Raw genomic sequence first — 11,848 nt, forward strand, 5'->3', positions numbered from 1 at the left:
TTCCGTCAACCTCTGGTGAGAGCCGCCCAACCATCGGTGAAACGGGACAGCCGGAGAGGAACCAGCCGTCATGGAGCCGCTTCGACGCAACTGGCGCCCGGGCTTCCCGCTCGACCTCGGCCAGGTCCTCGGCCCGCTCCACCGCGGTGCGGCCGACCCCGTGTCCGCGCGGGCGCGTGATCGCATCTGGCGTCCGCTCGTATAGCTGCCGCCACCTGACAGGTACCGCTCTGTGAACGGGCAAGCCGCCGTCGTGGGAGGCCGGGCCGTTCAGCAGCTCAAGGACATCGTCAGGGTGGCCGCTGCCTGATCCGGTCAGTGAACCAACTGCGCAGAAGTGCGCAGTACTGTAGAGTTTTGCGGATGGACACCTATCCCATCACCGAGGCCCGGAACAAGCTCGGGGCCCTTGCCCGGCAGGTCAGCGCTGAGCAGAAGCAGGTCGCCCTCACCGACCGGGGCCAGACCATGGCCGTGCTGATCAGCCCGGCGGAGCTCGAAGAGCTGGAGTACCACCGGGTGACCGCGCAGTACCTGGCACGCAAGGAACGGGGCGAGGCCGGTCCCGGGATCCCGCAGGATGAAGCCCGTCGCCGAATCTTCGGGGATGTTGCGTGAGCTACCGCGTGGTGTGGGAACCGTCCGCCCTGGCTGTCGCGGAGAAGCACGCGGCGGGCGACCGCGAGGGTGTTCAGCAGGTTTTCGCAGCTGTTGACCTCCTGGCCGACGATCCCCGCCCCGCCGGTGCCTTCACCGTCGGGGCCAGTGGCATCTACCGCATTCAGGTCGGCTTCTACCGGGTCCAGTACGAGATTGACGACCAGACGGTCACGGTCGCTGTCTTCCATCTCGGCCGAACCTGATCGGCCGGCGTTACCACGGTTTGGTGCTCGTGAAGGTGTTGCCAGATGAGATGTCCTCCGACAACACCTTCACGAGCGCCAGACCTGGATCGCTGACCGGCAGCCCTGTTCGGTCCAGATGATGTCGGCTCCGGGCGGTGAGCCGCGCGGACAGTACGATTGGGACGCGCGGACCCCTACCGGCGAGCGGGCCTCGGATGTCAGCGGTCCGTCAGCCGCGGTGCAGCGGCGGCCGGTCATCGTGCCGCATCGTGCCGTAGCGACCGCCGGGGGCGGCCCGCATGTGCTCGCACTGGTGAGCCTCGGTCGTGAAGGCGGCGCCGGTGGCCTTGGCCATGGCTGGGAAGAACCGCTTGCCGAAGTCGGACTGCGGGCTGGTGGTCCAGCGGTAGGACTCGCAGCCTCGCATCGCGCGCAGCATCATGCGGGTGCCGTAGCCGCGGCGCTGCCAGCTGTCGGTGACCCGGATCTTGGCGACGAGTCCGAGCTGGCACTCGTCGCAGGTCTTGAAGGTCAGACGTGCGAAGTCGTAGCCGGTCGGGTCAAGCACCTGTATCTGCTGCCAGCCCCCCTCGGTGGCCGGCGGCGAATACGTCCACCTCTCCGGCTCCGCGGCCGCGGCTCGGCCGCGGGCGGTCGGCTCGGCCTCGACGGCTTGGCTGCGCGGCTCGGTCCGCCCGGTGAAGAGCGCGCGGATGCGGGACAGCAAGGTGGCATGGTGCTCACTCATAGTGCGGCTCCGAGCTGGGCGGGGATCCGGGAGGCGCGCAGTTCGCGCAGCTCGGGGTCGTTCGAGGTGGGCATGTCGGCAGTGGAGGCATTCACGCTCGCATGGTCCCACCGGTGCCAGCCCTGGGTGTGCCCCTCTGGACAGTTACGCCATTCGTGACGGATTGTCAGATGCTGATGGAATGGCAGTCTGCGGTCGGGAGGTGCTGGTGGCACTCAAGGCTCTTCACGCGCGATGGGGCGTCGTCTTTGCCCACCTGCCGGATCTCGGCTGCGGCCGCTCCTGGGAGCAGGTGCACAAGGTCCAGCCGCGCGAGCCCCTCGCGTGCGACGAGTGCCGACATCCGCTGCACGCCAAGGTGTCCCAGTGCGGGGTGAAGTTTTTCGCCCACGACCCCGGCGCGCCGGACTGCGAGATTGCGCGGGAGGGAGAGTCGGAGGCGCACCACCTGCTCAAGTTGGAATTGCTCAACGCGGCACGGGACGCTGGCGCGCACGCCGAGCTGGAGGTGCGGGCACCGGACGGCTCGTGGCGGGCCGACGTGCTGGCGTCCGCTCCGGACGGCTCCTGGCGCATCGCTCTGGAGGCCCAACTGTCGCCGATCACGAACGACGAGATCCGGGCCCGGACCGAGCGGATGCGCGAGCACCAGGTGGCCGCGTGCTGGTTCAGCGACCGGCCCAAGCCGCGCTGGCTGGGAGAGGTGCCCTCAGTGCGGGTGGGTCAGCCCGGTGCCGAGGAGGCCGGCCCGCTCAGTGTGATCGAGGGCCTGTCGCGGTTCGCGGGTGGGTACTGGCGCGCGGTCGCACCACCCCCTTCGTTGGCGCAGTTCCTGCGCTGGGTGTTCGAGCACCGGATCGTGGTGCACGCGGTGCGCGACGGCACCTGGTTCCCGATCGAGGCACGGCGTCTGGCCGGGGTGTGGACGGCACCCGTATACGCGGCGGCGGAGCTGGCCTACCTGGAGGAGGCGGAGCGGCAGCGCCAGGAGCAGCTGGCGAAAGCCGCCGCCCGCCAGCGCCGGCTGGAGGCCCGGCGTGCCCAGGTGCGTGAGCTGAATGAGGCGAGCCGGGGGCGGCAGCGGTTCAAGGCGATGAAGGCCGAGGACGCGGTGCGGGGCACCGCTGCGGCGACCGCGGCCCGCGGGAAGGTACTGGACCAGCCCTGGGTGCGGCGGGCGATCGCCTACCTTGAGGAAGTGCACAGCATCACGGCGGTGGTGGGGTGGAGCGTGGACGATGCGCGCTGGGCGGGCGGGGTGCCGCTGCTGGACGAGGAGGGGATGCCGATCGCGGTCCTCAACCCGGACCGCGGACTGACCCGTGACCAGGCGCATTTCCTGCTGGCGGGGCTGCTGCTGCTGTTCGACGACGACTGCACGATGAAGCACTTCCGCCGTTGGGCGTACGGCGCCCCCAAACGCCCGAAGGACCAGCGGATGGAGGCGGTCCAACCGGCTACGGAGAAGAGCGGAGGGCGGAGCGAGGCAGCCTCTCGGGTGCCGTCGCGCAGGTCGGCCCGCGCAGAGCCGGAGCGCCTGCCTGCCTGCGGCTGCGAGCACCCGCAGCTGTTCTTGCGGATCGACGGCCGCGACCACCCTGCCGAGCCCACCGACTCCTTCTCGCCAGCCTCCGCGCTCTTCCAGGCGCAGTGCCGGGCCTGCGGCGGCAGCTACGAGCGGCCCTGGCGCAGGATCATCACCCGAACGCCCGCCCCGACTCCGCCGGAGGCGACACAATCAGCTCTGGACCGATAACACACCGGGGCGGCCCACCCCCGGTGCAACTCCCCCAGGACCGGTCCGCGAGGCCACGAGCGAGCAGAGCGCCGAATTCACCTGATGGTGTGACACCTGGAAGCGCCGCTGTTCTCCTTCCCGGAGGGGTCGTTGAGCCGGTTCGACCCGCGCAGACGACCGGTCGGCGCCGAGGCCTTGGCCCAGGTGTTGGCACCGCGCTCAGGGGGTACCAGCGGCGGTGCGTACATAGGCCGCCCAGTCGGTCTGAAATTGCTGCAGGGTGAGACCGGTGGCGTCGGTGATCTGCCGCTGGTACTGCTTCGGGTCGGCGTAGTGGGCCGCGACGAAGGCGAACACCTTGTCCTCACCGTACTTCTGGCCCATGTACTGCAGAGCGGAGGCGCCAAGAGCGTAGTGGGCAGCGCGGGCCTGGCCCTGGTTGGAGTAGAAGTCCAGGCTCTCCGGGAGGGTGCCGTCGAACCGGTAGCCCTGGAGGGAGGCCTTCAGGTCGGCGCGGGCGAGGTCGCTCTTGCCGCGATAGGCCATGTACTCGGCGAAGCCTTCGACGACCCACATCTGGGTGTCCTGGAGTCCCTGGACGAGGACTTGCTCGGTACCGAAGGGCTCGACGAGGGCGTGGCCCATTTCGTGACGGCCGATCTCGCTGACGCCTTCTTTCCAGTCGGCTGAGGCGAAGCGGCTCTGGGTTGTATCCATGACGATCCGTGAACCACCTGATTCCAGCTGCTTGGTGTCCTTGGAGTCGTAGGCAGGGATGGGCATGTTGACGCCGGCCTCAAGGCTGTCGTTCGTGCGGCCTTCGCCAGCGTACAGCTTGTTGTAGACGTCGCGTCGTTTTTCCAGGACGACGAAGAAGCCGGGGGCGCTTTCACGTCCGGCCGGGGCGGGGGGAGCAGCCTTGTTCCAGGCTGCGAGGTCGTCCTTGGCGGCTTGGGCCAGGACGTCGGCGTCACGCTTCACCTCGGCGGCCTGTCCGCTGTCCGCTACCACCACGAGGTTGCCGCGATTCTCGACGGCTAGGTCGTTGTAGAAATCCCAGGGAGCCGGGTAGTAGCTGGTGTCGGAGGTCTTGCCCATGAGGTCTTTGGAGCCGGAGACGGCGGTGATGACCGGGGCGGTGCCGCCTGGTTCGACACGCCAGTTGTAGACCTCGGGCACCGGTTTGGAGTCGACGCCCTTCACCTGGTGAACGAAAGTCACCATCATGTCGCCGTTGAGCGGGGCGGCGAACTGGGTCTCCCAATGGGCTGCTGCCCAGGGGATCTTGACGAGGTTGCGGAACACTTTGCGTTGTTTCTCTCGTACCTCGTTGCCCTTGAACGGCTTGAGGAATGCTTCCTCGTCTCGGGCGGACAGCGCTGCGGTCATGCCGTCGGCAAGCTTCTGCCACGGTGTACCCCCTGCTGTGGAGAGGTTTGTCGGGCCGGGGCGTGTGGAGATGTGGTAGACCACCGCTCCGGCACTTAGGCCCAGCAGGCCGAAGACTGTGCCGAGGACGGCGAGGAGCGCCTTGCGGCTCTGCTTGGGCGGCGGACCGGGAGATATCTGGAAGTAGGGCGGGGGCGCCTGCGGAGCCAAGGGGGCCTGGGCGGTACCGAAGTGCTGTGGGAGCGGCGCTGGTTGGCCGTATTGCCCGTTTGGCATGGACGGCTGGGGCGGATACGACATGGACTCTCTCAGGGCTCATCTCGGGATGTGTGGGTGACTCATAGGGCGGGGTGAAGCAGTGGCGGGCCCCAGGCCCGCCCTGCACTGGCAACCGGGTGCGGCCGGCTCAGGGTGCGCAGGGCGCACCGGGGCTGAGTCGCGTCAACCCCGCCTGGGCTGCAGTGGGAGGTCTCGTCGGGGGGCGTGAACCGGGGCCCGACGTTCGGGGGTAAGGAGGTGCCGCTCATTCGTCTGGCTTGCGGTACCGCTTCCTCGCCGGCCGCAGAGGTTCCCATCACTGGGCGGTGGGGCCCGAATGTGAGGGGTGACCCCGGTAGTGGGACCACACCGGATCGGTTGGCCTTCCTCGTGGTCACCATGACTGCGTGCAGTATTCGCCCTGGTAGTTGCCCGCCTGGTAGGCCTCCATGCAGGCCTTTGCGCGGTAGCCTGGCCCGTCCCAGTACTGGTAGGTCCAGGAGGTGCTGGTGGGTGTGTTGTTGTAGTGGGTGCTGGAGATCTCCGACCAGGTGCGGCCGCTGTCGCTCGATCGCATCAGCCAGCCCACGCACCTCGTGTCCGGAGGGGTCTGGCCGTACTGCGCAAAGTGGACCTGCACGGTGTAGATGCCCTGGGCATCGTTGCTGTAGGCGTCCAGGGACGCCACGCAACCCTGCTGCGACAATTGCTGGATGGTGAAGGAGGCCGGGTCGTACGCCGAGGCCGGCCTCGGGCTGGCGACGGCCAGGAGGGTGACTCCGGCAGCTACTGCGCCAACGGTCCGCAGCGTCGTCATTTTGGCTATCTCCTCATGGTGATCCCGCCGGGCTAGGCGGCTGCGTGGGGCTCCAACGCGGGGGAATAGACGGGGTCGCCTTCGCGGTCGGCGGGCGGATGCGGGGGGCCGGCGGGCGAGGGTGATGGGCCGTGCGGCCCATGACCCGGCCGAGGTACTGCTGGAGGGCATCCGACCGCTGAACGGCAGTGCAGTGCCCGTGTGTTCACTTGCCAGATTGACGGCTTCGAGCTGGGTGCCCGCGACTGCAGGCAGGCGATCGTGCCGGTGTGGTGGAGGCAGGAGCTGCGTGCCTCGGCCGGCCTAGCCGCCCCCGTCTCGCTGAAGCGCGGCTGGGCCGGGTGGTTGTGGCCGGCGGCGAGCCGCTGGTTCGGTTGCGGGAGCGCGACGGTCTCAGGCTGGATGCGCACGCGTGCGCATCAGGCGGGGCGGATGGAGGTCCAGTCAGCGTTGGCCCTCACCCAGACACTGAGCGCCCGCTACCACGTCTGGGTGCAGTACTGGCCCTGGTAGGCGTCCCACCGATAGACGATCATGCATGCCTTGGCGCGGTAGCCGGGACCGTCCCAGTACCAGCTGGTCCACGACGGGTTGTCCCACGAAGAGTGAGTGTGGGTGCCGGAGATCTGGGACCAGTTCTGGCCGTAGTCGGTCGAGCGGGTGAGCCAGCCCACGCAGCGGGTGCCGGAAGGAGCGTTGCCGTCCTCGGCGAACATGGCCTGGACTTTGTAGACGCTCTGGGCGTCATTGTTGTAGGCATCCAGACTCGCCACACATCCGTCGCGGGACAGCCAATCGACGTTGAAGTAGTTGGGGTCGTAGGCCCAGGCTGCGGAGCTCTGGCCGGCGATTGCCAAGAGCGCTCCGCCAGCAGCGGTGATGCCTATTTTCTGAAGGATCTTCACGATTCTCCTCGGAGTTTGTGTCTGTCTGGTCTGGTGAGGGGACCTTGCACGGAGGGGGTGGTGGTCCGTGATGTGGCGGCGTGGCTCTCAGGGGCTGTCGGCTGTAGAGACGGGGCGTGGCCGGAGTCGCTGTCGTAGCGCGACCGTGGCCGCACGGCTCCCACCCCGTCCTCCGGTGGTTGTTGGCTTTGGTGCCCGGCCCGGATGGTGCTCGGTCACTGCTCTGGGGCTGGCCATCGAAGGCTGGCTGGTCTATGGGGAGTGGGACCGGGAGGTCGCCGACGCGGTGGGTGAGGGAGGCTGGACATCGGCGCCTGTCGGGACGGTGAGGGGGCAGTCATGCCGGTACTCGGGCGCTGGACAGCTGGGCCTTGTTGACGAGTTCACGCGCAACCGCGATCGCCTCGAGGAGGGAGTCCGCTACCGGAGCCCCTGTCTTCACCAGGGCGTCCCGATGGTGGGAGCCGCCGGCGAAGAGGACTACGGAGACTCCAGCCGCCCGGGCTGCCAGTGCATCGTCGGCGGAGTCCCCCACGGCGACGAGGTGCTGCGGATCCAGCCTGAGGTCTCGGACATGACGGCGCATGAGCGCTGCCTTGGTGCCGCCCGTCGGACCGGTTCGTCCCTGCTTCGCGCGGAAAAACGACCCCAGTCTGTACCGGGTGAGGTCGGCGAGCAGCTGGTCGTGCTGGTGGAGCGACAACACCGACTGGGTACCGCCGCTGGCCTGCCAGGTCAGAAGCGCCTGGCGGGCGTCTGCCATCACGTGGGCGGTCGTTGGCATGTGGCGCAGGTAGGCTGCCTGGTAGACGTCGTCCATCAGCTGCCACTCGTGCGCCGAGGGCATGCGCCCCATCAGTCGGCCGTAGAACCGGGGTACCGGCACGCAGTAGTTGGCGCGGTAGGTGTCCATGTCGATCGGCTTGAGGTCGAGAACCGCTAATGACTCGTTCAGCGCGGCCAGTCTCGGCCGGTTGTCGTCGAGCAAAGTCCCATTAAAGTCCCATATGGCGTGTGGACGGGCGGCATGGTGCATCAGGTGTTCCTTGATCGGTTGCGCCCGGGAAGCGGACGGTGGGCATGTGGTGGGTGGGCCTCTTGTGGTCTGGCGACGGCGCCGGGGTGGGTGGTGCAGCGTCGTGGACGCGGTGTCTCGTCGATGACCGGCGGCTGACGTGGCAGCTCGGAGGGAGTCAGGTGGTTTCGCTGCGCTGGTCTTTGGTCCGCTTGCGTTCGCGGCGTCGTCGCTTCGAGGAGCGCTGGAACTGAAGGGCCAGCCGTTCGCGCTCGGCGTCCTTTAGTCGTTCCTGCGTGATCGCGGCGACCAGCTCCCGATATGGCGTCATCGTGTTCCTCATTCCGGGTCACGGCCGGTGGGGACGGCTGGTGCGGGCGTCAGCTCTGTCGGAGGGGATCGGGTTGCGCAGAGCGGCGTACGCGGCGGCGAGCGAGGCTGCTGTGGCGGCGGTGAGGTAGAGGGCAGCGGGGCTGTGATGGTCAGCCAGGGCTCCGGCCGTGGCGGTGCCGATCGCGCTGCCTGCGCCGACTGCGGCGATCATCCAGCCGTTGGCCTCGGTGAGAACGGCGGGCTCGACCAGTGGGGGGAGGCTGGTGAACACGGTGCTCAGGATCGGGCTGAGGAGCAGGCCGGGCAGGACTGCGAACGTCACCATGGCGGCGGTATTGTCCGGGCTCAGCGTCAGTGGGAGCCAGGCGAGCAGGAATCCCGCGAGGAGGCGCTGTACGCGCTCGGCGGCGGAGCAGTGCCAGGTGTGGCGACTGTACGCGAGGCCGCCCGCGCAGCTGCCGACGCTGAAGGCGGCGAGCAGTAGCCCCGCGGTTGCGGGGTGGTGGGATTTTTCCGCCCATGCTGCCCCGGCGACGCTCTGTGCTCCGATGGCTATCCCGACGAGTGCCAGCACTGCGGTGAGTCCACGGATGGCGGGCGAACGAAGGGGGCCGAGCCAGTCGCTTGGGTGGGGTGCGGGGTGCCAGTTCCTGGAGGGCGGGGTCCGGATCATGGCCCACGTCCCTGCCAGGCCCAGGACTGCTGCTGTGGCCAGAGCTGCTGCTGGTGTGAGGTAGCCGGTGACGGCGGTGACGAGGAGGGGGCCTGCGGCGAACATGGCGGATTGGGTCACGACATCGAGGGCGAAGGCAGACGGCAGGGCGTGTGCCGGGACGACCCTGGGTAACAGCGAGCGCAGAGCACTCTCTAGTGGAGGCGTCGCCAGGCCGCCGACAGCGGCGGCCAGGGACCCCGCGAGTGCATTGGCATGGACGGCGACGGGGAAGGCTGCGAGCCCGGTTGTGGAGATCAGGGCAGCGGAGAGCATTGGTCCGCGCTGTCCGTTGCGGTCTACCAGGCGCCCGAGCAGGGGTTGGCCGAGCGTTGCAGCGAGCCCGTAGAGGGCGGCGAACGTGCCGGCCTGCCCGTAATTGCCGCCGCTGGCCACGGTGCACAGCACGATCGCGAGAGGGGCTGCTGCCGTCGGCAGCCGACCGGTCAGTGAGCCGAGAAACAGTTGGGGCACGCTGGGAGTTGCGAGAACGAAGCGGAGACCGGCCGGCGCGTTCGCCGCCGTTGGGGCCGAAGGCCCGTCCGGCGGTGTCGTGGCGAGCATGGACGTCCCTTCGGTCATGTCGGGAGTACGCGGCGGGCGTCGGATCAGTGCGGCTGGTGAGGGCCTTGAATCCGGAGCCCGGTTGGGCTGAGCGCGGCTTCTCGATGTCGTCTGGCGCTGGGCAGGTGGTTCGAGGCGTCGGTACCGGTATGGCCTGACAGCCGACGCGGACGTTCGGTGGAGCGCTCAATGTCCGTGGTCGCTATCCGCTTCGCGGGTAGCTGGGGCTCTTCCCGCTGCGACAGGCGGGCCCCGTGGTGGTGAGGGCGGCGGTCGCCGCGGACAGCCGAAGGGCTGAACGGCCAGCGGTGGCCGTTCGTGTGCTGGTGTTCATGATCTCTCCCTGTGACGATCGGGGGTTCACGCTGACCTGCGGCTGGGGAGCGGGGTGAATTCCAGGCGTCTATCTGTCCGCAGCGGGCATTGTGGCTGCTGGGAACAGAGCTTGATCGTGGCCGCGTGGCGCGGCTGAATTTCCCCCGCCCGGCTGAGGGCGGTAGTGCCTCTCAGGTTTCGGTGCGACGACTACTATTCAACAGGGCAGGCGTTGGCGCAATCACGGCTGCCCGAAAGTACCTTCAGTTTTCCGAGGGGGAAAATTTGGGGTGCTCTCGGCCCAATATCTTTCCTGCCCAGAAATTCGAGGGCCCGGGCCCGGCCGTGGCTTGTCGCCCGTGGTGCACGGGCCGAGTCGGCCGGGACTCAGGTCCGCCGCCGACGGCTGGATGAGGGCATGTGCGCGGGGCCGAACGGATCCGTGCAGCGCGTCCGGGCTCGTTCCTGCGGTTCTGCCGGGCTCGCGGCGCGATGCGTCGGAGAGCGGTGCCGACACGTCACTGGTGCGGCTGGCCTGGTGACGGGCACGATGCCCGGCCCGGAGAAGTGGCAGGGATCGCACGCGTGGTGGTGGCGGTCGGCTTCGCTAGGTGCCTGCCCAGGGTTGTCCGGGGCGATCCTGAACCAGCCCGGCCTCCGAGGTAGCGATCAGCCCGAATCGCCTCTTGTGGTTCCGCCACGCCCACGCGTCAAAGCGGCCGGGACCCTTTGGGGGGATCCCGGCCGCTCAGCGGTCAGATATGTGGTCACTGCTTGTCGGTGGTCGGCGGGGGCTGATGCTGGACGCTTGTATTGGCATGACGGCGGCCGGGGCCCTATTTGGGGGAAGGGGCCCCGGCCGCCGGGGCGGGCGGGGGGCTGCACCGTCAGGGCCAACGCTCCCAGATCGAGAGCTGCATCCGCAATGGGGGTCCGGAAAATTGTCCCCGAATTTCCCGACTGGAAATTTGAGACGCCTTTTCTGATGGAATCTTTCTGCCTGAGAAGACGAGGAGGAACAGGTTGGCGCGAACAGGTGGCTCAAGTCGGAGGATCCCCGAAAGACGGTATAGCTGCTCTTCGGTGAGCAGCGTCTCTGAGACCGCGTTTGAGATCCGTAGTGAATCGGGCTCGGACGAGCGCCTTGCTTGTCGTGATCGGCGCGTAGAGTGCGGCCGTGACTGCGCATCAACCTGGTGTCGGTCATCATCTCTACGGCCTCCACGGCGAAGGAGTGGCACACCATGGGCGACCCCGCGGGCACGAGCGACACGGTGACGGCCAGGGGTGGAGCTGGAGGAGCCGACGCCGTCGCCGAGCTGTCGCACCTCCTGTCGTGTATCGGGCCGACTTGCGGGGACGCCTTCGACTGGAAGGGCCTTGAGGCGGTGTACGGCAGGGCGCTTCCGTCCGACTATCGGCAGTTCATCGGCATCTTCGGGCGGGGCACGATCGAGCAACTGGTGGTCGTCCGCGGACCGGCCACGGGCCGGCCGGAATGGGAGGGCATCCGGGTGGACACCCTCGTTCCCGAGATGCTGCGGGACACGGCGGACGACTGGCGCATGCGCTCCCAGAATGGCCTCTACGCGTGGAGGACATGCTTGTTTGGGCCGACACTGAGGCGGCGGACACGCTGGCCTGGGTCGCCGCGGACCCCGATCCGGACCGCTGGCCGGTTGCCGTTTGGTCGCGCTGCCACGCGGCCTGGACGGTCTATCCGTTCGGGATGGCCGAGTTCCTGGTCAGGCTGTTGCGCGACCAGTTCGAGGAGTGGCCGCTGAGTGACATTGGCATCAAGGGCGTTGCCGCTCCGCGATTCCTGCACGAGGACGACGAGGATGCCGGCGCGGACCTGGGCATCGACCCCTGGGACTGATCCCCGTCATCCGGTCCGCTGATGGGTGAAGTATCAATCAGCAGCTCACGACAGCGGGCGTGGGCCTGGCCGCGTCGCAGCACGGCCCCGGGTGAGCCGGCGGACCATGACGCCGATCACCGCCCAGCGGATCATCGTCTCCGAATGGGCGGGGCTGGTCTCGTAGTCCCCAAGCGAGGCGCCGGTGGGCGGTGAGCCATGAGCACCTTCTTGCCCGCGTCGAAGCCTCTGGTGCCAGCGGGGACGGTGTCGGCGGTGCGGACGGACTGCGAGTCGATCAGGCCCGCGCTCGGTTCCGCGTTGCGGCCGTCAGCTTCACGGACCTTGCCG

General features: G+C 68.4%; 12 protein-coding genes and 1 pseudogene. 5 read left to right on the forward strand and 8 right to left on the reverse strand.

Annotated features, from left to right (window positions below):
- The first annotated feature begins 70 nt into the window (after positions 1-70).
- The 3 genes from P3T39_RS34190 to P3T39_RS34200 all read left to right on the forward strand — a co-directional run bounded on the left by P3T39_RS34190 (position 71) and on the right by P3T39_RS34200 (position 863).
- Positions 71-205: a hypothetical protein gene (locus tag P3T39_RS34190; protein ID WP_280703179.1), complete on the forward strand. Its 135-nt coding sequence runs from the start codon at positions 71-73 to the stop codon at positions 203-205.
- A gap of 158 nt (positions 206-363) precedes the next feature.
- On the forward strand, positions 364-618 hold the full coding sequence (locus P3T39_RS34195; RefSeq protein ID WP_280703180.1) for a type II toxin-antitoxin system Phd/YefM family antitoxin: 255 nt from the start codon (positions 364-366) through the stop codon (positions 616-618).
- Positions 615-863, forward strand: coding sequence for a type II toxin-antitoxin system RelE/ParE family toxin (locus P3T39_RS34200; protein ID WP_280703181.1), 249 nt, complete (start codon positions 615-617; stop codon positions 861-863). Before P3T39_RS34195 ends, P3T39_RS34200 begins: the two co-directional genes overlap by 4 nt.
- Before the next feature lie 211 nt (positions 864-1,074).
- On the opposite strand, the gene P3T39_RS34205 is transcribed toward P3T39_RS34200, so the two are convergent.
- Positions 1,075-1,593 (reverse strand): hypothetical protein, encoded by a 519-nt coding sequence (locus P3T39_RS34205; protein WP_280703182.1) that lies wholly within the window; start codon positions 1,591-1,593, stop codon positions 1,075-1,077.
- A gap of 181 nt (positions 1,594-1,774) precedes the next feature.
- Here P3T39_RS34205 and P3T39_RS34210 point away from each other — a divergent pair, with 181 nt between their 5' ends.
- Complete coding sequence (locus tag P3T39_RS34210; RefSeq protein WP_280703183.1) at positions 1,775-3,349, forward strand: competence protein CoiA family protein; 1,575 nt, start codon at positions 1,775-1,777, stop codon at positions 3,347-3,349.
- Positions 3,350-3,550: 201 nt separating this feature from the next.
- On the opposite strand, the gene P3T39_RS34215 is transcribed toward P3T39_RS34210, so the two are convergent.
- From P3T39_RS34215 to P3T39_RS34240, 6 genes are all read right to left on the reverse strand, one after another.
- The gene (locus tag P3T39_RS34215) at positions 3,551-4,930 is read right to left on the reverse strand and encodes a hypothetical protein (RefSeq protein ID WP_280703184.1); all 1,380 of its coding nucleotides are present in this window, start codon (positions 4,928-4,930) and stop codon (positions 3,551-3,553) included.
- 442 nt (positions 4,931-5,372) lie between these two features.
- Complete coding sequence (locus P3T39_RS34220) at positions 5,373-5,795, reverse strand: hypothetical protein (RefSeq protein ID WP_280703185.1); 423 nt, start codon at positions 5,793-5,795, stop codon at positions 5,373-5,375.
- A 479-nt stretch (positions 5,796-6,274) separates the two neighbouring features.
- Positions 6,275-6,700: a hypothetical protein gene (locus P3T39_RS34225; protein ID WP_280703186.1), complete on the reverse strand. Its 426-nt coding sequence runs from the start codon at positions 6,698-6,700 to the stop codon at positions 6,275-6,277.
- 337 nt (positions 6,701-7,037) lie between these two features.
- The gene (locus tag P3T39_RS34230; RefSeq protein ID WP_280703187.1) at positions 7,038-7,736 is read right to left on the reverse strand and encodes an HAD hydrolase-like protein; all 699 of its coding nucleotides are present in this window, start codon (positions 7,734-7,736) and stop codon (positions 7,038-7,040) included.
- Positions 7,737-7,893: 157 nt separating this feature from the next.
- Positions 7,894-8,046, reverse strand: a complete 153-nt coding sequence (locus tag P3T39_RS34235) for a hypothetical protein (protein ID WP_280703188.1) — start codon at positions 8,044-8,046, stop codon at positions 7,894-7,896.
- A gap of 18 nt (positions 8,047-8,064) precedes the next feature.
- On the reverse strand, positions 8,065-9,234 hold the full coding sequence (locus P3T39_RS34240) for an MFS transporter (RefSeq protein ID WP_280703189.1): 1,170 nt from the start codon (positions 9,232-9,234) through the stop codon (positions 8,065-8,067).
- A gap of 1,996 nt (positions 9,235-11,230) precedes the next feature.
- Here P3T39_RS34240 and P3T39_RS34245 point away from each other — a divergent pair.
- On the forward strand, positions 11,231-11,518 hold the full coding sequence (locus tag P3T39_RS34245) for a hypothetical protein (RefSeq protein WP_280703190.1): 288 nt from the start codon (positions 11,231-11,233) through the stop codon (positions 11,516-11,518).
- Between the two features lie 203 nt (positions 11,519-11,721).
- Here P3T39_RS34245 and P3T39_RS34250 read toward each other — a convergent pair.
- Positions 11,722-11,848: pseudogene (locus tag P3T39_RS34250) on the reverse strand (IS5/IS1182 family transposase); the annotation flags it as partial.

The sequence above is a fragment of the Kitasatospora sp. GP82 genome (assembly GCF_029892105.1).
GTDB lineage: Bacteria > Actinomycetota > Actinomycetes > Streptomycetales > Streptomycetaceae > Kitasatospora.

What these genes read in the sequence shown, in the direction of transcription:
- P3T39_RS34235 (WP_280703188.1), bottom strand. Translation starts at nt 8,046, where the DNA reads ATGACGCCATATCGGGAGCTGGTCGCCGCGATCACGCAGGAACGACTA.
- P3T39_RS34190 (WP_280703179.1), top strand. Translation starts at nt 71, where the DNA reads ATGGAGCCGCTTCGACGCAACTGGCGCCCGGGCTTCCCGCTCGACCTC.
- P3T39_RS34230 (WP_280703187.1), bottom strand. Translation starts at nt 7,736, where the DNA reads ATGCACCATGCCGCCCGTCCACACGCCATATGGGACTTTAATGGGACT.
- P3T39_RS34205 (WP_280703182.1), bottom strand. Translation starts at nt 1,593, where the DNA reads ATGAGTGAGCACCATGCCACCTTGCTGTCCCGCATCCGCGCGCTCTTC.
- P3T39_RS34210 (WP_280703183.1), top strand. Translation starts at nt 1,775, where the DNA reads ATGGCAGTCTGCGGTCGGGAGGTGCTGGTGGCACTCAAGGCTCTTCAC.
- P3T39_RS34195 (WP_280703180.1), top strand. Translation starts at nt 364, where the DNA reads ATGGACACCTATCCCATCACCGAGGCCCGGAACAAGCTCGGGGCCCTT.
- P3T39_RS34220 (WP_280703185.1), bottom strand. Translation starts at nt 5,795, where the DNA reads ATGACGACGCTGCGGACCGTTGGCGCAGTAGCTGCCGGAGTCACCCTC.